The following is a 19,941-nucleotide window of genomic DNA, read 5'->3' on the forward strand; positions in this document are numbered from 1 at the left end:
CGACGACCCACCAGAGCGCCCCGGACGGAGATCTCGCCGTCCGGGGCGGTTCGCGCTGCGGTTATGCTCCGAACGCGACAGACTTGTCCCCGACGTCCGGCGATCACCACAGATCGATTGTCTCCAGGGAGTTCGATGACCACTGCGGCCACACCCGACCGATCACACCCGCTGCGGCAATTCCGGGCGAGCCTCTCGGGAGCAGACAAGATGTCACTCGCGGGAATGACCGGATTCATCGTCCTGCTCCACGTCGTCGGGTTCGGTGTGCTTCTCCTGGCTGTCGCGCCACAGCACTTTCACCTCGGCGGGGATCACCCGGTGTTCACCGTCAGCGTCGGATTGCTCGCCTACACCTTCGGGCTGCGTCACGCATTCGACGCCGACCACATCGCCGCCGTGGACAACACGACGCGCAAACTGATCGCCGACAACCTCGACAACCACATCGACCGCAAGCCGTTGTCGGTCGGATTCTGGTTCTCGCTCGGACATTCGACGATCGTGTTCGCCCTGTCGGTGCTACTCGCCTTCGGCGTTCGAGCGCTCGTCGGGCCCGTCGAGAACGATGATTCGGCCCTGCATACCGTCACCGGTCTCATCGGTCCGTCGGTGTCCGGAGTGTTTCTGTGGGTCATCGGAATCGTGAATCTGATCGCGCTGCTGGGCATCATCCGCGTCTTCCGTGAACTCCGCCGCGGCCGCTACGACGAACACGAACTCGAAAAGCAGCTCGACTCACGGGGATTCATGAACCGGTTCCTCGGTGGACTCACCAAGTCGGTGACCAAGCCGTGGCATATCTATCCCATCGGGGTGCTCTTCGGTCTCGGCTTCGACACCGCCACCGAGGTGGGGCTGCTGGTTCTGGCCGGGGGAGCCGCGGCATTCAACCTGCCCTTCTACGCGGTACTGGTGCTGCCGATCCTCTTCGCCGCCGGGATGTGCCTGATGGATACCACCGACGGTGTATTGATGAACTACGCGTACGGCTGGGCGTTCGTGACACCCGTCCGCAAGATCTTCTACAACATGACCATCACGTCGATCTCGGTGGCCGTCGCGCTCGTCATCGGCACCATCGAACTGATCGGAGTCCTCGCCGACCGGCTCGACATCACCTCGGGCCCGCTGGCAGCCGTCGCCGACACGAACCTCGACTACGCGGGTTACGTGATCGTGGGTCTGTTCGTCGTGGCATGGACTCTTGCCGTGGCGATCTGGCGATTCGGCAACATCGAACAGCGGTGGACTCCGCCCCGGTAACCCTTCGGTCACCGTCGAGCGGCGCCCGATCGGTTGAGCGAGGCACAGCCGAGTCGACGTCGGCCCGACGCCGCTGGTTGCGAGCGTGTGAGTCGATACCTGCCCGACCCCGCCCCGCTGGTTGCGAGCGTGTGAGTCGATACCCGGCCCGTCCGACCCCGCTGGTTGCGAGCGTGTGAGTCGATACCGGCCCGACCCCGCCCCGCTGGTTGAGCGAGGCGTAGCCGAGTCGAAACCACTGTGACCCAATCGATTTCGCACGATCCTCCCGCCGGAGTCCGGCGTGTCGTGATCATCTGCGTCGTGCACCCAGGCGGTGCACTCGACAGTTCTCATGTCATACTGCCGGACTCGCCGTCGACATACCGAAATCTGTTGTGGGACTGTGGTTTCGACTCGCTGCGCTCGCTCAACCAGCAGAGGGGAGCGCTGCGCTCGCTCGACCGGCAGAGGGGAGCGCTGCGCTCGCTTAACCTGGATCCACCGATGGAGAACTCATCTCGCTGGTTGAGCCGGACGAGCGCCGTGCTGAGCGAGGCGCTAGCCGAGTCGAAGTAGCGCTAGCCGAGTCCGTGTCGAAACCTCTCAGCCACAACGACTTTCGACGGTCCGCGCCAATGTCGCGATGTCACCCGGCAAGTGTCGCGTGTGCACCCTATGGGTGCACAGCCTCGATGTTCGATTCCATCGCAGTTCGACAAGTGCGCTGCCATCAAATGCATTGTGGTACAGGGGTTTCGACACGCTCGTCGCTAGCGCTCCTCGCGGCTCAACCAGCGGAGAGGGCCCACCATCGGCGGATCAAGGCTCAACCGGCAGAGCGACTCGCTGCGCTCGCTTAACCGGCAGAGCGACTCGCTGCGCTCGCTTAACCGGCAGAGCGACTCGCTGCGCTCGCTCAACCGGCAGCAGAGCAGCGCTCGCTCAGCCGAGCGATTCGCGCGCCGACCGCGCCGCGGCGACCAGATTGTTGAGCGATGCCACAGTCTCGGCGGTACCCCGGGTCTTCAGGCCGCAGTCCGGGTTGACCCAGAGACGTTGAGCCGGCACTGCCTTGAGAGCAGCACGCAGCGATTCGACGATCTCGTCCGTGGAGGGCACCCGCGGGGAGTGGATGTCGTAGACGCCTGGCCCCACACCGTTGGAGAAGCCGATCGCGTTGAGGTCGTCGAGCACCTCCATCGCCGATCGGGCCGCCTCGATGGACGTCACGTCGGCGTCGAGTTCGGCGATCGCACCGATGACCTCACCGAATTCCGAATAGCACAGGTGGGTGTGGACCTGCGTCCCGTCGTCGACCCCCGACGTCGACAGCCGGAACGCGTCGACCGCCCACTTCAAGTACGCGGCCTTGTCGGCGTCGCGCAACGGAAGCAGTTCACGCAGCGCGGGCTCGTCGACCTGGATGATGCCGATGCCGGCCTGCTCCAGGTCGACGGTCTCGTCACGGATCGCCAGCGCGATCTGGAAGGCCGAGGCCGAACGCGGCTGATCGTCGCGGACGAACGACCACGCCAGGATGGTCACTGGACCGGTCAGCATGCCTTTGACGGGCTTGTCGGTGAGCGATTGGGCGTAGGTGATCCAGTCGACGGTCATCGGCGCGGTGCGCACCACATCGCCGAACAGGATTGGCGGGCGCACGCAGCGCGAGCCGTACGACTGCACCCAGGCGTTCTGGGTGGAGAGGAATCCGTCGAGCTGTTCGGCGAAGTACTGCACCATGTCGTTGCGCTCGGGCTCACCGTGCACGAGCACATCGAGGCCGATCTTCTCTTGCAGTGCGATGACGTCGGCGATCTCCTGGCGCATCTGCGTGAGGTACTGCGCGTCATCGATCCGGCCGGCGCGCAGGTCGGCGCGGGCTTTGCGGATGTCGCCCGTCTGCGGGTACGACCCGATGGTCGTCGTCGGCAGTTCGGGCAGATCCAGGCGTGCCCGCTGCTCGGCTGCGCGCTGTGCCGCGTCGCCGCGCGTGATGTCCGCGGTCGTGATCGCGGTCAGCCGCTCGCGCACCGAGGTGTTGTTCAGCCGTGGATCGTCGGCGCGCGTCGCCAATGCCGCCGCCGACGCCTCGAACCGATCGGCGACGGCTTCGCGCCCGTCCCGCAGCGCCGCTGCGAGGGTGGCGACCTCGGTGAACTTCTCATCGGCGAAGGCGAGCCAGCCCCGCAGGTTGTCGTCGATGCCCTCTTCGGCAGTCAGCGCGTACGGTACGTGGAGAGTCGAGCAGGACGTCGACACGGCGAGCGAGCCGACGGATCCCAGCACGGTCCCCAGCGTGGCGAGCGCGGCGTCGAGATCGGTGCGCCACACGTTGCGGCCGTTCACGATTCCGGCGACCACGAGTTTGCGGGCCAGTGCGGGAACTGCGGCGACCGACTCGACCGAGCCACGGACCAGATCGACCGCAATACCCTCGACCGGGGTGCCGGCGAGTGCGGCCAGCGACGCTCCCGCGTCGCCGAAGTAGGTCGCCACCAAGATCTTCGGGCGCGCGGAAAGTTCACCGAGCCGCTGGTACACCGAGGCCGCGAGGCCGGGCAATCCCTCGGCGAAGTCGGTGACGAGCACGGGTTCGTCGATCTGCACCCAGTCGGCTCCGGCGTCGGCGAGCCGCGCGAGAAGTTCCTCGTACACGCCGACCAGCTCGTCGAGCTGCCCCAGCGGAGCAGCGCCGCCGTCGACCGCCTTCGCCAGTGCCAGGAAGGTGATCGGACCGATGACGACGGGACGTGCCGGCGCACCCTGCGCGACGGCCTCGGCCAATTCGGCGAGCACCTTCTCCGGGTGCAGGGCGAAGGTGGTCTCGGGACCGATCTCGGGGACCAGATAGTGGTAGTTGGTATCGAACCACTTGGTCATCTCCATCGGCGTCACGTCGGCGTTGCCGCGTGCGGCCGCGAAGTAGCGGTCGAGGTCGTCGGCGATGTCGTCGTAGCGCGGCGGGAGCGCGCCCAGCAGGACCGCGGTGTCGAGCATCTGGTCGTAGTAGGAGAAGGTGTTGACCGGGATGGAATCCAGTCCGGCGGCGATCAGATCGGCGGTGGTGTCGCGGCGGATGGTGGCGGCGACGTCGTGCAGTGCGGCGGCGTCGATGCGACCCGCCCAGTAGGACTCGGTGGCTCGCTTGAGCTCGCGGTTGCGGCCAATCCGGGCCGTGCCCAGGACGGTGGTGGTGAACGTCTGTGGATCAGACATGAGAGTTGTACTCCTGCAAGGTAATCGGACGGATCACCGCCCATCGCGGGAGAGTCGAGACGGCCCCGGTGTGGCACCGCATATGAGCACCACGAATATTGCCGATTCGACGTCGCCCGGTCCACGAGGCGGTGAGCCACCGGGCACGGCGTGCCCGGTACAACCGGCAGGTATTCGGACTCGTCGACGGGCACAAATGCGTGCGCCTACTGGCCGTCGCTTCCCAGGCCGTGGCCCAGTGCTCATGACGGCGGTCGTTTCGACATACCGCTGCGGGACAGTTCCGGATTCACACCGGATTCCCTCTTGTGCTGATGCGGTGCACCAGCGTCGATGTTCCCGGTGTCGGGGAGGGGCTCCTTATGCCCGATGCGGGAACAAACCGATTGCACAGGCGAGTCTATCGGTGCCGGTTGCTCGCGTCGATGTCGGGGCAGGGCGCAGGTAAACGCAAAACCGGTCCCCGCGGGCCGAGCAGATGCTGTGGGGGAGCAGCTGCGACGCCCAGGGGGACCGGTTTGCGCGTATCGGGCTGAAATCGTCTATCGAGCCGCGTTCGCCGCGGGCACCGACGCTCGCTGGTAGCGCAGGAACCGGTCGTCGACTTCGCCCTTGCGCAGTTGCTTGACGTCGGCGGAGACGCTCATCGTCATCTGCCATGGGGCCATGGTGCCCTGTTTGGGCAGCGAGTCGAGGGACCGTTTCACATACCCCGCCCCGAAGTTGAGCAGGGGAAGTGTCTCCATCGACGGGTCCGGCACCGGCTGCACCGAGGTGTAGCCGCGCTCGTCCATGTGGGTCAGGATTCGGCAGAAGTATTCGCAGAGGAGACCGATCTTCAGCGTCCACGACGAGTTGGTGTAGCCGATGGCGAGCAGGAAGTTCGGCACTCCGGACAGCATCGCGCCGCGGTAGGCGACCGACTTCGACAGATCGACGGCCTCGCCGTCGGTGCTGATCGCCATGCCACCGAACAGCTGCAGGTTCAAACCGGTTGCGGTGATGATGATGTCGGCGTCGAGGACGGTGCCGTCGGTGAGCTCGACGCCGGTCTCGGTGAAGGTCTTGATATGCCCGGTGGCGATCGACGCCTGGCCGTGGCGCAGGGTACGGAACAGATCCCCGTCGGGGACCACGCACAGTCGCTGGTCCCACGGGTTGTCCGGCGGGTTGAAGTGGGTGTCGACGTCGAATGCGTCGGGCAGCAGCCGTGCGTTGGTGCTGCGGATGACCTTGCGTGCCTGATCCGGGAATCGCTGGCAGAGCTTGTAGAGGGCCTTCTGCTGCAGGATGTTCTTCTGCCGGGCCATCGCGAATCCGCGTTTGTCGCCGAAGGTGCGCTTGAGGGTGTTCGCGATGGCGTCCTCGCGGGGCAGCGGCAGGATGTAGGTGGGGGTGCGCTGCAACATCGTGACGTGCGCGGCGTCGGCCGCCATCGACGGGACCAGCGTGACGGCCGTTGCCCCACTGCCGATGACGACGACCTTCTTGCCCCGGTAGTCGAGATCTTCGGGCCAATGCTGCGGGTGAATGATCTGGCCGGTGAACCGCTCGCGGCCCTCGAAATGCGGGGTGAACCCCTCGTCGTAGTCGTAGTAGCCGGTGCCGGCGAAGATCCACCGCGTCTTGACGGTCTCGACGACGTCAGAGTCGTTGTGGCGCACCGTGATCGACCACAACTGCTCCGACGTCGACCAGTCCGCGGCGATCGCCCGGCGCTGGAATCGGATGTGGCCGGCGAGGTCGTCGTCGGCGACCGCCTCATTCAGATAGTCGAGGATGCGCGGAGCGTCGGCGATCGCCTGCTTGTCGCGCCAGGGCTTGAACTCGTAGCCGAAGGTGTGCAGGTCGGAGTCGGAGCGAATGCCGGGGTAGCGGAACAGGTCCCAGGTGCCGCCGATGGTCTCGCGCGACTCGAGGATGGTGAACGACTTCTCCGGATGCTCGGTGCGCAGGTAGTGGGCGGCGCCGATGCCGGAGATGCCGGCGCCGAGGATGACGACGTCGAAGACATCGGTGGTGGTGTCTGGCATGGCTGCTCCTGGTGCGTTGTCGTTGTTCTGACTTCAATGGTGCGTGTCGTCGCAGCAGTTGAGCAATGGCGATTTGAACCAGGATCGCTGGTCGTGAGGTTCATAATCGACCAATGGAATCCGAGTGGGAACTGCCCTCGCCAGCCGCGGTCGAGGTCATCCGATCAGCGTTGATTCGGGTGGCCGATCCACCCGAAGACTGGATCACCGAGTACAACGCTTCGGCGCTGCGCGGCGTCCGACTCGACGAGATCGCCGACGACGCAGTGCTCATCGAAGCGCTGCTGGCCGCCAACGAGGCCAATCTGGAGCATTGGGTCAGTCACAACTTCGCGGCGCCGGGAGCGCGGGTGCCGGTTCGCGTCGTCGACGACGGCGCCGCCATGGTGCGTGAAATGGTTCGCCGCGGCCTCGACGCCGGCATGCTCGACGCGTTTCGCACCGCCGAGGCGACGGCGTGGCGTCGATGGATGGAGATCTGCTTCACCGTGTGCGACGACGCCGAGCTGCTGCGCGAGGTGCTCGATCTGACGTCGAGGTCGATCACCACGTTCATCGACGACACGGTGCGAGCGATCGCCGACCAAATCGACGTCGCCCGAGCACAATTGGCCGGTGACACGCACGCGGAGCGCCGGGCGGCGGTGGCACTGATCCTGGAGGGCGCGCCGATCCAGCAGGCGCGCGCGGAGTCGCAGCTGCACTACCGATTGTCGGGTCCGCAGACCGCCGTCGTGCTCACCGGCGTCGGGGCGTCGATGAACAAGCTCGAGGCACTGTGCGATTCGCTGATGACGGCGAACGGAATCACCGCGCGGCTCACCGTCCTGGCCGGAGCCGATCGACTGTGGGTGTGGTTTCCGACGTCGACGTTCGACGCCGCGGGCATCTTCGCCGACGGCGTCCGGATCGCCGTCGGACAGTCCGGCCGGGGGCGAGAAGGGTTTCGGCGCAGCCACTTCCAGGCGCTCACCGCGGATCGGACGGCGGTGCGTCTGGGGTCGTCGAGGACGGTGGTGCGCTACGACGACCTCGCGCTGATCGGCGCGATGAGCGAGGACCGGGAGGTGGTCGACGGCTTCGTCGCGCAGACCCTCGGCGAGCTCGCCGCGGCGGATCCTGAACTGCGCGAATGCCTTCGGGTGTGGTTCGTCGAACGGTGCAACTCGACGACGACGGCGGCCCGGCTGTACACGCACCGCAACACCGTCGTACGACGAGTGGCGCGTGCGACGGAACTGCTGCCGGTTCCGTTGGAGCACAACGCGATTGCGGTTGCCGCGGCATTGGAGGCGATGTACTGGCGAGAATGAATCGTCCGTGCGGGCTATCGGGTCTCGGTGAGTCGTCGCGCGGCTTCCAATGCGGCTTGTCGGCGCTCGGCTGTGGGGCGGCCGCCACCCGCGAGGTAGGGATGACGCTCGGGGAGGGCGAGAACGCGGGCGATATTGGTGAGCATCGACAGCAGTTCCGCGGCGTCCCACGACGGGTCGACGTACCCGGCTGATTGAGCGGCACGTATCTTGCCGACCGCGTGCCGGGCGGCGACGATCCGAGGATCGCCCGGATCGAGTGATTCGGTGATCTCGAGTTGGGCCCACTGCTGAAGCCGCGCGTTCTCGGGATTGGCGACGTAGTCGTCGAACAGCCGTGCGACGTAGCCGAGGACGTCGTCTTCGGCCAACGCGGTCGTCTCAGCCGTCGTCGTCATCCATTTGCGCAGCACCTCGGCATAGAGATCCTCTTTGCTCTCGAAGTAGGAGTAGAGGCGATCCTTACTGGCCCGCGCGTTGGCGGCGATCCGATTGATGCGCGTACCCGCCAGGCCGTACTGGGCGAACTCGGTCTTGGCGGCGCTGAGAATTCTGGACATCGTCTCGACCCCGGCCTGCCGCATCGGCCCATCGTAGATCAGCCGACCTGGGTCGGGCGGCATGCTCACAGGTTCCTCGGGCCTCTTGCCGAACCATTTGGTTCGGAAGTATGCTCGTCCCAGTCCGAACCTCAGTGATGTACCTCACACTGGCGGCGCGACGTCGTGGTGCGTCGGTCGGCGACTGACGGACTGCTGTCAACGAGCACCGCTAGGGAGAAGTGATGTCTGAACGTGGAATACAACGCCTTGCCGGAGCGCTGATGGGGGTAGTCCTCGCATGCGGGTCCGCGGTGCTGGGCGCAGGTTCGGGAGGGGCCCAGCCAGTGCAAGGGCCCGAGCTCGATGTTCCGGCCGCAAGCCTGCGCGCCGCGTTGACCTGTCCGCCCGCGGCTCATCCGAGCCGCCAGACCGTTCTGCTCGTGCACGGTACTGCGGGTGACGGCCCGACCCATTACGGGCAGGGACTCGCGAAGACGCTCTCTCATGAGGGCTTCGATTGGTGCATGGTCAATATTCCCGACAGAGAAATGGGAGACATCCAGACGAACGCGGAGTACGTGGTCGCGGCGGTGCGCAGCATCTCGGCCCGCACGGGAAAGCAGGTGTCGGTCGTCGGTTACAGCCAAGGGGGCCCGCTCATTCGATGGGCCAACCGTTGGTGGCCCGACGTCCGGGCTCGCACCGATCGGCTGATCACGCTCGAAGGCGCCAACCAAGGGACCCTCGCCGGAAACTTCAATTGCGTACTCGGCAAATGTGCTCCCGCTCTGTGGCAATTCCAGCCCGGGTCGGCATTCATCAAAGCGCTCAATCGTGCGCCCGTGCCGACCGGGCCGGTCTACACCGCTATCGGCAGCACATCCGACGAGCTGATCAGGCCACTTCAGACGGGCGAGAATTACTTCATTCCCGGCAATACCGGCGGGAATATCTTGATCCAGGATGTATGCCCGGGCCGCATCGTCACGCACGGTATGGCTCCGTTCGACGCTGTGGCGGCGGCGATCGTCGTTCGTGCGCTTTCCGCGCCGGGGCATGTTCGACCCGCTGCCATCGACAAGCGGGTCTGCGGTGAACGCTTCGGCGTGGGGGTCGACCCACAAGCCGCGCCGGGCGCGATCGCTGAGCTGTACGCTTCTGGATTCACCACCACTTGGACGGCGCCGACGATGGTCGATCGCGAACCACCGCTGCGTCCGTACGCGCGGTCGTAAGGTGGTTAGCCGCTGGTTGACGAAGCGCCCACTCCGCTGGTTCAGCCGGGCCCGACGAGCGCAGCGACGGCCAGCCACTCCGCTGGTTGAGCCGGGCCCGACGAGCGCAGCTCGCCGCGCCCGTGTCGAAACCCTGGCGAGACGAGTTGCCCACTGTCGCTGGGTGTTTGGTGCGTTGGCGTCGTCGGCTTGCGGGGTTTCGACACGGGCCTTCGCTAGCGCTTCGGCCCGGCTCAACCAGCGGATTGGGTGGCGTTCACCCGGCTCAACCTGGTTCCACCGATGGCACCCGCTCCGCTGGTTGAGCCGGACGAGCGCCGTGCTGAGCGAGGCGCTAGCCGAGTCGAAGTAGCGCTAGCCGAGTCCGTGTCGAAACCTCTCAGCCACAACGACTTTCGATGATGCGCGCCAACATCGGCGATGACACCCGGCAAGTGACGCGTGTGCACCCTTTTGGTGCACACGCTTCAATGGTCGATACCATCACAGTTCGACACGTGCGCTAGCATCAAATGCATTGTGGTACAGGGGTTTCGACACGCTCGTCGCTAGCGCTCCTCGCGGCTCAACCAGCGGATTAGGTGGCGTTCGCCCGGCTCAACCCGCGGGGTGGGTGGCGTTCGCCAACGCTCGGCCCAGCGTCAGTGCCCTCACGCGGACGTGACTACGGTGTACTGGGTTCGCGTTTGATCAGGGTGCTGATGTCGTAGCCGGGCTCGTCGGACATCGGCCAGTAGTCGTAGCAGCCGAGACTTTCGTGAGCCATTCCCGAGGGCAATTCTTTGACGAACAGCTCTCGCCATGGCTGGATGAGCAGTGAGCGGGTGAGTCTGCGCTGGATACGGTTCTTGCTCATGAATACCGAGCGGGCCAATTCCCAGGCGCGGTCGAGCAATTGGTCTTGGGGGAGTACCTCTCCGACCAGGCCGAGGTCGAGCGCTTGACGAGCGCTCAGCCGTTGGCCGGTGAGGAGGAAGTAGCGTCCGCGGTTGGGGCCGAGGAGCTCACGGAAAAGCGTGTGCACACCGTCACCGGGCACTATTCCCAATCCGTCCCAATGTCCTTCGTAGAAATGCGTGTTCTCCGATGCCAGCACGATGTCGTTGAGCAGGCCGAGTTCGGCGTGCACGATAGACGGGCCATTGATGGCGGCGATGACCGGAATCTGCAGGTTCAGCAGTGCGAACGGCTCGCGGGTCTGGTCGCGGTAGAAGATGTCGTAGCCTTGATAGGCGCCGAACTTCCCGTTGAAGCCGTGTGTTTCCCAGCTCGGGCGATCGAATTCGGCCAGGAATGTGTCCCCGGTTCCGGTCAATATCATGCATTCGTTTTCCGGATCGTCATTGATTGCGGCCATCGCCGGAATGAGGCCGCGATGCACCTCGAGGTTCCAGCGCAGCGGTCCGTCGTCGGTGTGCAATCGTGCTTCGAGAATCCCGTCTTCCCGGCGAAACCGCAGGAAGGAGCCGAATTGCTCGGCGTAGTCAGCGAGATGGGTGCGATAGATTTCAGCCATGATTCATAGATCCTTTGTCTTGTAGCGGCGTCGGCGATGGTTGTGGGATGGATTGCGGCTCTGCGCATTAATCGAACAGCGAGTCTGCGTCGGGTCCGTGCCGATACGTCAGCCACGGCACCGCGGCGGTTGCGCCGATTCCCGCCTTGCTCCAGTCGGCGACGCCGTTCGGGAAGGTGCGCCGCATTCGTTCCCACTGTGCGTCGGTGAATTCGACGTCCCCGTAGTCGGCGCGATCCAGTGGTTTCAGTTGCGGTTTCGGTGTGCGATAGGCGCTGAGGTCGCCGCAGGCCGCGACCAGCGTCGCGTCGCCATATGACGGGAAACGCCGGTTGTAATCGTCCAGGTCGCCGGTCCGGTGCCCGTCGAGGCTCCAGATCCCGTCGACGACGTCGGCTGGTCTGTTGACCGCAATCTTCTCGGCGAGTGGCCGCGTGTCGGTATCGCCTTCGACGGCGGCGAGCCAGCGATCCATGGCCGAGAAGGCCGCGTCGGTGGGCGTGGAACCGGTTGCGAATCCGGGGACGATCCATGCGACGTGGTTGTCGGCATGTCCGTGCGCATCGGTCAGGCCCGCACGCGTGACCCATGTGTGAAACTGCGTGTGGCTGCGGATCGGGTCCTCGAACTCCGGGTTGCGCAGGTCGAGAATGGCGACGGTGTCCAGGTTGGTGAAGTCGTTCACCAGCCCGGTGCGGTGTAGACGGGCCATCGCTTGGGGGTCCGCCTCGGTGCGGGTCGCGGTGATCGCGTTGTCGATGTCGACGCCGCCGATGTGCTCGTTGAGATCGACGAACTGTTCAACCGTGATCGCGTTGTCGAGCATCGCCCGCAGGCCGTATTGCGTGCCGGTGTTGTCCCACGGGAGGTGTGCGAATCCTCGCCCGGCTTCGCGTTCGGATGCTGTCCACTGACTTTCCGGGCGTCGGCCGAGGTAGTTGACCTGATAGTCCTGCAGGGTCCCGCGGGCGCCGCCAGGATTGTCGATCGGGTGGTAGACGACCTCGTCCGGGAGGCCGGTTCCCCGCGTCGGAGTGTTTCCGCCGACCGCGTGCGTGTCGAAGACCGTGTTGAAGAAGTCGCGGACCTCCTCGGAGCGGTGGCCGTCGACGGCCAACCGCTGCGATGCGTCGCGCCACAACGTCGGTGAGACCTGGGTGAAATAGCGTTCGAGGAGTCGACATTCGTTGAGCAGACCGGGCAGATACCAGGTCGAATGCAGGCTGGACATCGGGATGATGCCCTGCAGGATCCCGGGGTACTGGTTGGCGATCATCTGCTGCATGATCGAACCGCCCGACGCGCCCGATGCGAACGTGTACCGGATGGTGCCGTAGTTCTTGATGATGTGCTCTTTGAGCATGACCAGCGACTCCGCGGCGCGGATCGGGTCGGAATTGGTCCGTGACTGCATGAGGGTGGTGCGAGCCACCATGAAGCCGCGCCGCAATCCGATGTCGTTGAACACGTTGATATTCGGCGCGGGCGCATTCGTGTCGTCGACCGACGTGTAGCGTGCCAGCTCATTGAACGAACTCTGCGACCACATCTGGTTCCAGCCGCCGTAGGCGTAGATCCAGAGTTTGTGATTCCACCCCGGTTGCGGGCTCACCGCCGACCACGGGCGGTCGGGGTCACAGAGGACCGCCAGCTCGAAGATTCCGCGGTTGGCGGCCCCGATCTCCCTGCGTACCACGTAGGGAACGGTGTGACCGGTGTCGGTGGTCGTCGTGGCGATCTCGTCCGGTCGCGGCGGATTCCCCAGGTCGTATGTCTCGAATGACTCCGTCCGGCTGCTCAGGTAGTGATAGTCGATGTGCGAGGGCGCGTTTCCGTACTCGTCGGTGGCAGGTCCCAGTCCGTTGGCCTCGGTGGTGACCGACCACGGCTGCAGGTGCGGCCCACTGAAGAGTGGCCCCTCGGTCGGGTAGTCGGTCACGACGAGCACGGCCTGCCCGCCGTCGGACTCGGCGACGAGCCGATTCTCGCCGACGACGAAGCCGCGCAGCACGCCTCGACGGGTACCGTCGGCTGCCGCGGGCGCGAGTTGTGCTGTCGCGTCGGCGCCGTTGAGAGTGAGCCGCAGATCGGTCGCCGGCTCGGTCGGTGACACCTCGATCAACGCGGTACCTCCAGTGACGAACCCGGCCTGTGCGGACAGCACGCGCAGCGTCACCGTCGCGCAGGCCGCTTCCAGTGGCGCCGGCATTCGTCGTGTGGTGAGCATCATGGGAGAGTCCTTTCGATCCGGCGGGAGACTTGGTCGCCCTTGTCTGAGACATACGATGCCCCGCGACGACCTGCCCAGCCATGTCCGGTCAGGACTAGATTTCGACCACGACTATGGCCTAGTGGGCCAACACTTCCGACGGAGCTGCGTCAGTCGTCGCTGAACGCCCAGGGAGAAATACCGAGATCGTCGAGCACGTCGCACACCGCGAACGCGAGCGAGAATTCGAATCGTGTTGCCGGATCGGCGAATTGGCGGTCGAGAACCTCGGCGGCCCGACCGAGACGGTATTTGACGGTGTTGAGATGGACATTGCTGCGCTCGGCGGTCAGCGGATGGTTTCCGCCGGCATCGAGAAATGCGCGCAGCGTCGCCAGGAGGTCGCTGTGTCGCCGACGGTCGTAATCGGCCAATGGACCGAGAGTGCGTCGCACCAGGTCGACCATCTGCGACGTGTCGGCGGCATCGAGCAGGATGCGTAGGGGACCCAACGCCGCCGCGTCCACGACGATCGCCGATTGATTGCCCTCGGCAGCCAACTTGACCGCTGCCATCGCCTCGGTCAGTGCGTGTCCGAGATCGGCGTGGGACTCACTCAGCCCGGCGACCAGCGCTATCTCCTTCGACCGAGCGCGGTCGACGAGTTGTTGAAGCCATCCACGAGGGTCACGATCGTGCGGCAGCGCGACAAGGATTCGCTCGCCGCGGGTGCCGACCAGTATCCCCGCAGCGGTGCCGGCCGCTCGAAACAGCGCCCACGCGGCGGCCGGGTCGGCACCGGGCCGTGCCTCGACGACCGCGACGACCGACCGCGCGGTGACGTCGAATCCGGCCTGCCGAGCCCGCCGCTGCACGCTCTCGGAATACCGGCCGCCGGCCCGGAGCAGTTCCTCGAGCAACTCGCCGCTGACCCGCCATTCGGCCTCCATCGCCGCACGCTGCTTGGTCAGTTCCAGAGCTATCGCAGCGGCCCCGATGGTGAGTGCCGCCATGTCGAAATCGGTGTGCGGCTCGGCTCGCGCCAAATACAGCCAGCCGACGCGCTCTCCGCCGACGCGGATGTCCGCGCGCGCACTCGTGTCCGGGGTGTCGGTGACGGCCGCACGCGGTGCCGACTCCGATGCCGAATACCGCCATACGCTTGCGGGCTCGTCACACCGTTCGACGATCACATCGCTGCCGAGCGCTCGCGCGAGGTCGGTGGCGATGGTGTGCTGATCTCCGCCCGCCAGCGATGATTCGGTCAACAGTGCACTGAGTTCGGAATGGCGTCGCAGAAGATCATTCTGTGCGCGCAGCGACTCATAGAGCCGGGAGTTGGCGATGGTGAGCGCGGCCTGGCTGCTCAATGCACCCAACAGATACTTCACATCCTGTGGCAGTGCCGTGTTCCGGCGGAAGCCGACCAACAGATTGCCGATCACATCGTCGTGGTGCACCAGCGCGGCTCCCACCAGCGATACGATGCCCTCGTCGCTCAACACATCCCGTGCATGTGCGGGAAGCCTTGGGTCCGTGTGGTTTTCGTCCGAAATGAGGACGACATCGCCAGCTGCCAGAGTCATCTGGTTGACTCCCTGACCGAGTTCGACGCGCAGCGCCAGCAGCCCCGGTGTGCGCGCGCCGCGGACCGCGACTGGCCGCGACACGTTGTGCTCGACGTCGGCGAGTGCGAGCCATGTCGCGTCGGCGCCCACGAGCTCGTGAGCCTGCTCGACGATGAACTCCAACACCCGCTCGGCGTCGACCTCAGCGGCATGCAGCTGTTTTGCCACGTCGACGAGGGCGCGCAGCGCCTTGACATGGTCCAACTCCGCCACCGCATGCCTGATCACGCTCGCCGCCGCGTCGGCGAGGGCCGCCGACGTCTGCCGGGTGTTGTCGGCGTCGGCGCAGTCCACGAGCACCGCCCCCACACGTTCCCCGTCGACGACGATCGGTGCTAGCCACCCGACGTCCATCCAGAGGCGACCCGCGGTCGACGCCGCCGCGGCGATCATCGCCTCGGCGGAAATCGCAACCCCTGCCGTGCCGAGCAGTTGCGGTCCGGCACTGCCGTCCACTGCGATCAGGCATCGCCGGACGGTGCCCAACCCACCGAAAGCCGACAGCAACCGGTGCAACTCGTCCTGTCCGGACGTTCCGACGATCACCGCTGCGCGGTTTCCGGTCGCGGTATCACGGTCCGACCGGCGGGGACTGGAGTCGGCCGCACGTTCAGTCCGCCGACGACCAGTATTCGCTCATCAGCTCGGTGGACCATGCGGGCTGCCGTGTCGTGCCTCGTGGCGCGAATTCACGCAGGTAGGGCTTGATGTCCAAGACCGGGGTTCCGTCGATCGCATCGAGTCCGGTCACGTCGACGGTGAGCCCGTCGACGCCGACGACCGCACAGACGGTGAGGCCCAGAAGATTGGGGCGATTCTTGCCCCGCTGGGCGAAGATGCCCGCTCGCGGCCACTCGGGATTGCCACGCGGGTGGCGTGCCCCGAACTCGATCTTCTCCGATGGAACCCGGTTGAAGTGGTAGATCACCTCGATGTGGCTGAAAGTATCCAGCTCGGCGAGAGCTCCGGGGGTGAACACGTCCGCGTCGAGGACGATCGAGGCCGTCTCGGAATCCCAATCGTCGTCGACGGCGTCGTGGCGGGAACTTCGCACGTAGCCGACCGGCCGGAGAGTGATGTCCACGGTCACAGTCTGCCACGCAGCCCCTCGCCGAGTGACTGGTCGCGTCCGCGTTTCGACGAACCGCGGCGACGGCATTGGGGGCGATGTACTGGCGAGAGTAGGGACTACCTCAAGGTTGTGCGGCGATGCTCCAGCAGTGCGGATAGTCGCTCGGTTGCGGCGTCGTCGAAACCAATCTCTCCGCATCGCCCGGGCCACGGCTCGAATGCTGCGACGAGGGTCGTCAGCATACGTTCGACGGCACGCGCGCGGAGACCGAGCCGTACGCCGGATTCGATGAAATGTGTTCGGGTCAACCGATTCGCGCGTCCGTAGAGGTTCATTGCCATGGGATCGCGCCACCCGGAATACGGTTGAGTAGTGAGCAGGTCGTAGGCGGGTGTGGGTTGCCAGAAATCGTCGGGTGCGAAGATCGAGAGATTCTTGCCGTGCAAGTCGCCGTTGCCGATGAGCCACGAGAAGGCAACCGTGGTGAGTAGGTCGAGCGTTGCCGCCGCGGCTGAACCGCCGCCGTCGGCACACGCCCGTGCGAGTCCGGTGATTGCCTGCTCGGTCTTGAGTCGGTACTTCGCAGCCGGATAGAGGCCGAGCACCTGGCAGGCGTCTTCTTGGGCGATGGGATGAGTGTCGCCCTTCCGGTTTGTCGTGCGGTCGAAGCGGGTTACGAGTAGCGCGGTTCGCCCTTCGGTGTCGTGGACGACCTCGGTGTCGGCGGTGCGTAGTCCGCATGCTCGTGCGGCGGTCATGAAGAAGTGCTCGTTCTCGGCGATGCGCGGAAATTGGGGCGGGCCCAGTTTGAGGATGGCGGCACCGGATTTGGAGCGGGCAGTGGACGTCAGACGGCTCGTGGACACCTTTGGTTGTACGCCGCTGAGTGCCACCGGATCGACGTCGAGAGATACGGCCAGCAGCTCCGAAAGGGAGTGGAAGTCAACCTCTTTCGATACATCGACCGCAGGTTCGACGACCTCGGGCGTGGATCCGGTCGGTACCACCGTCACGTTGCCGATTGTGTCGCTGCCCACGGCGATGAGCAGTGTGAGGTGATCGTCGATGGAGGTTTTCGTCGAGGCCACGACAGCGCCGAGTCGCACTCCTTCGGGCAGTAGTCCGGCGAAGAACGCGGGCACGGCTCCCGCCGTTGTGACCACGGGGGTGGCGTCGCCTCCGGCGGGCAATGACCACGACACCGAGTGGGTACGAACCGGGCCAGCCAGTTTGAGTTGCGTCGGGTCGTATCGGAAGGTGATTGTGTCGCGTTGCCCTCGCGTGAGGGTGGCGGCGTGCGTCCCGCTGATGAGTACATCCGCGGCGGGAACGTCTTTGAGGGCCGCGTAGTCGTCAATCGGCATGGACGGATGGGGTTTCGGCCGAGGTCACGTCGACACGCATACCGAGGATGTCGGCAATGGCGATCAGTGATTCCAAACGAATTCCGCCGAGGCCGTGCTCGAGAGATTGGATGCTCGATCGCGACACTCCGCTGAGGTCGGCGAGGACCTGTTGGGTGAGGCCCAATTTGACGCGACGCTCGACTAGGTGGCTGCTTATGCGTGATATTTCAGGCGTAGCGGAGACGTGAGTCGACGAAGTTCTCCGCGGCCGTGGCATGCTGCTCCTATGCTTTAAATTACAATCATAGTACCACGAAAAGTGTGCAAGGGGGCCGAATTTTCGGGCCTATGCCTGGTATTCCACGCATAGTGAGCTGGGCTGTCTTGTCGATCTTGTGGAAGGGACTCCGATTACGACGGTAAGGCGATCCCCAGCGCCCCTTCGACGAACCTCGTGACCGCTGGAACCGCGTCGTCGAGCGTCGACTCGCTGCCCGAGCGCGCCTGAGCGCGCAGAACCGCGGGCGTGGCGTCGACGACGATCAGCGACAGCATCTCGCCGGTGGTGGGTTCGCAGACGGCCCAGGTGAATCGAGTCTCGTCGGCCCAGCCGCGGGCAGCGGAGACGACGAATCCGGCCGGATCACCTATCCCGAGGTCGGTGAGCGCGGGGACGTCGGTGACGCGTTCGTCGTCACGCAATGCCCGCAGATACCACGCCCCGGCGTTGATCTCGACCGGTTCCATCGTCGTGCGGACTACTTGATCTCGAGCAGGACGGTGCCCTGGGTGACGGCGGCGCCGGCCTCGACTGCGAGTCCGGTGATCACACCCGCCTTGTGTGCGTTGACCGGGTTCTCCATCTTCATCGCTTCGAGCACGACCACCAGATCGCCTTCGGCGACTTCCTGTCCCTCCTCGACGGCGACCTTGACCACGGTGCCCTGCATGGGTGCGGCGACGCTGTCGCCGGAGGCCGCGGCGCCGCCGCCCTTCTTGCGGGTACGCGCCTTCGGCTTCTTGCGGACGACGCCGTTGCTCGACGCACCGCCGGAGCCCAGCGCGAGGTCACCGGGCAGCGACACCTCGACGCGTCGGCCCCCGACCTCGACGATCACCGTCTGGCGCGGTGCGTTGTCGTCTTCGTCGATCGCTTCGCCACCGGTGTAGGGCTGGATCGGGTTGTCCCAGTCGGTTTCGATCCACTTGGTGTAGACGTCGAACTTCTCACCGTCGCCGATGAACGCCGGGTTCTCCACGATGTGGCGGTGGAACGGGATGACCGTCGCCAGACCCTCGACCTCGAACTCGCGCAACGCACGCGACGCCCGCTGCAGAGCCTGGTCGCGGTTCTCACCGGTGACGATCAGCTTGGCCAGCATCGAGTCGAACTGGCCGCCGATGACGTCGCCCTGGCGGACGCCGGAGTCGACACGCACGCCCGGGCCCGACGGCTCGCGATACACCGACACCGGGCCGGGTGCGGGCAGGAAGCCGCGGCCGGCGTCCTCGCCGTTGATGCGGAACTCGAAGGCGTGGCCACGCGGAGTGGGGTCTTCGGTGATGGAGAGGGCGAGCCCTTCGGCGATGCGGAACTGCTGACGCACCAGGTCGATGCCCGCGGTCTCCTCGGTGACCGGGTGCTCCACCTGCAGCCGGGTGTTGACCTCCAGGAACGAGACGGTGTCGCCCTGCACGAGGTATTCGACGGTGCCCGCGCCGTAGTAGCCGGCCTCGCGGCAGATGGCCTTGGCCGAGCTGTGGATCCGCGCGCGCTGGTCATCGGTCAGGAACGGTGCCGGTGCCTCTTCGACGAGCTTCTGGAAGCGGCGCTGCAGCGAACAGTCGCGGGTACCGGCAACCACGACGTTGCCGTGCTGGTCGGCGATGACCTGCGCTTCGACGTGGCGTGCCTTGTCCAGGTACTGCTCGACGAAGCACTCGCCGCGACCGAAGGCCGCGATCGCCTCGCGGGTGGCGGACTCGAACAGCTCGGGGATCTCTTCGATGGTGTGGGCGACCTTCATGCCGCGACCGCCACCGCCGAATGCGGCCTTGATGGCGACCGGAACGCCGTACTCCTTGGCGAACTCGACGACCTCGGACGCATCGGCGACCGGGTCCTTGGTGCCCGCGGCCATCGGTGCGCTGGCGCGTTCGGCGATGTGACGGGCGGTCACCTTGTCACCGAGGTCGCGGATGGACTGCGGCGAGGGGCCGATCCAGATCAGCCCGGCGTCGATGACGGCCTGGGCGAAGTCGGCGTTCTCGGACAGGAAGCCGTAGCCGGGGTGAATGGCGTTGGCGCCCGACTTCGCCGCGGCGTCGAGGATCTTGTCGAAGACGAGGTACGACTCGGCGGAGGTCTGGCCTCCGAGTGCGAAGGCCTCGTCGGCCAGCTGCACGAACAGCGCATCGGCGTCGGGCTCGGCGTAGACCGCCACGCTGGCGATTCCGGCATCGCGCGCCGCGCGGATCACGCGCACCGCAATCTCGCCGCGGTTGGCGATGAGGACCTTCGTGATCGCTGCTTGTTCAGTGGGCACTTGATCTCCTGGACATGTAGTGACACTGCGCCGG

Annotated in this window: 14 protein-coding genes and 1 riboswitch; of the genes, 3 read left to right on the forward strand and 11 right to left on the reverse strand. The window is 65.6% G+C overall.

Annotated features, from left to right (window positions below; genetic code table 11):
* Positions 1 to 135: 135 nt before the first annotated feature.
* On the forward strand, positions 136 to 1,266 hold the full coding sequence (gene nicT, locus HH308_RS07735) for a Nickel transporter NicT (RefSeq protein WP_170193608.1): 1,131 nt from the start codon (positions 136 to 138) through the stop codon (positions 1,264 to 1,266).
* A 924-nt stretch (positions 1,267 to 2,190) separates the two neighbouring features.
* On the opposite strand, the gene metE is transcribed toward nicT, so the two are convergent.
* Together metE and HH308_RS07745 are read right to left on the reverse strand one after the other, a co-directional pair.
* Positions 2,191 to 4,467 (reverse strand): 5-methyltetrahydropteroyltriglutamate--homocysteine S-methyltransferase, encoded by a 2,277-nt coding sequence (gene metE / locus HH308_RS07740; protein WP_170193609.1) that lies wholly within the window; start codon positions 4,465 to 4,467, stop codon positions 2,191 to 2,193.
* Positions 4,468 to 4,615: 148 nt separating this feature from the next.
* Positions 4,616 to 4,817: riboswitch (cobalamin riboswitch) on the reverse strand.
* A gap of 192 nt (positions 4,818 to 5,009) precedes the next feature.
* Entirely contained in the window at positions 5,010 to 6,500 is a 1,491-nt protein-coding gene (locus tag HH308_RS07745; RefSeq protein WP_170193610.1) for a flavin-containing monooxygenase, read from the reverse strand.
* 113 nt (positions 6,501 to 6,613) lie between these two features.
* Between HH308_RS07745 and HH308_RS07750 the strand changes: the two genes are divergently transcribed.
* Complete coding sequence (locus HH308_RS07750) at positions 6,614 to 7,813, forward strand: PucR family transcriptional regulator (RefSeq protein WP_170193611.1); 1,200 nt, start codon at positions 6,614 to 6,616, stop codon at positions 7,811 to 7,813.
* A 14-nt stretch (positions 7,814 to 7,827) separates the two neighbouring features.
* Here the strand turns inward: HH308_RS07750 and HH308_RS07755 are convergent, their stop codons facing one another.
* Entirely contained in the window at positions 7,828 to 8,397 is a 570-nt protein-coding gene (locus HH308_RS07755) for a TetR/AcrR family transcriptional regulator (protein ID WP_170193697.1), read from the reverse strand.
* Between the two features lie 200 nt (positions 8,398 to 8,597).
* Here HH308_RS07755 and HH308_RS07760 point away from each other — a divergent pair, with 200 nt between their 5' ends.
* On the forward strand, positions 8,598 to 9,590 hold the full coding sequence (locus HH308_RS07760) for an esterase/lipase family protein (RefSeq protein WP_170193612.1): 993 nt from the start codon (positions 8,598 to 8,600) through the stop codon (positions 9,588 to 9,590).
* A gap of 664 nt (positions 9,591 to 10,254) precedes the next feature.
* On the opposite strand, the gene HH308_RS07765 is transcribed toward HH308_RS07760, so the two are convergent.
* From HH308_RS07765 to HH308_RS07800, 8 genes are all read right to left on the reverse strand, one after another.
* On the reverse strand, positions 10,255 to 11,106 hold the full coding sequence (locus HH308_RS07765) for an enoyl-CoA hydratase/isomerase family protein (protein WP_170193613.1): 852 nt from the start codon (positions 11,104 to 11,106) through the stop codon (positions 10,255 to 10,257).
* A gap of 67 nt (positions 11,107 to 11,173) precedes the next feature.
* Positions 11,174 to 13,336, reverse strand: coding sequence for a DUF6351 family protein (locus HH308_RS07770; RefSeq protein ID WP_170193614.1), 2,163 nt, complete (start codon positions 13,334 to 13,336; stop codon positions 11,174 to 11,176).
* Between the two features lie 149 nt (positions 13,337 to 13,485).
* Positions 13,486 to 15,489, reverse strand: a complete 2,004-nt coding sequence (locus HH308_RS07775; RefSeq protein WP_170193615.1) for a helix-turn-helix domain-containing protein — start codon at positions 15,487 to 15,489, stop codon at positions 13,486 to 13,488.
* 64 nt (positions 15,490 to 15,553) lie between these two features.
* Positions 15,554 to 16,027, reverse strand: a complete 474-nt coding sequence (locus HH308_RS07780) for an SAM-dependent methyltransferase (RefSeq protein WP_170193616.1) — start codon at positions 16,025 to 16,027, stop codon at positions 15,554 to 15,556.
* Between the two features lie 104 nt (positions 16,028 to 16,131).
* A complete protein-coding gene (locus HH308_RS07785; protein ID WP_170193617.1) occupies positions 16,132 to 17,379 on the reverse strand; it encodes a type II toxin-antitoxin system HipA family toxin in 1,248 nt (415 codons plus the stop codon).
* Positions 17,369 to 17,638, reverse strand: a complete 270-nt coding sequence (locus tag HH308_RS07790; protein ID WP_170193618.1) for a helix-turn-helix domain-containing protein — start codon at positions 17,636 to 17,638, stop codon at positions 17,369 to 17,371. Before HH308_RS07790 ends, HH308_RS07785 begins: the two co-directional genes overlap by 11 nt.
* 134 nt (positions 17,639 to 17,772) lie before the next feature.
* A complete protein-coding gene (locus HH308_RS07795; RefSeq protein ID WP_170193619.1) occupies positions 17,773 to 18,108 on the reverse strand; it encodes a hypothetical protein in 336 nt (111 codons plus the stop codon).
* A gap of 11 nt (positions 18,109 to 18,119) precedes the next feature.
* Positions 18,120 to 19,907 (reverse strand): acetyl/propionyl/methylcrotonyl-CoA carboxylase subunit alpha, encoded by a 1,788-nt coding sequence (locus tag HH308_RS07800; RefSeq protein ID WP_170193620.1) that lies wholly within the window; start codon positions 19,905 to 19,907, stop codon positions 18,120 to 18,122.
* Positions 19,908 to 19,941: the final 34 nt, after the last annotated feature.

Origin of the sequence: Gordonia asplenii (assembly GCF_012933505.1) — a bacterium.
Taxonomy (GTDB): Bacteria; Actinomycetota; Actinomycetes; order Mycobacteriales; family Mycobacteriaceae; genus Gordonia; species Gordonia asplenii.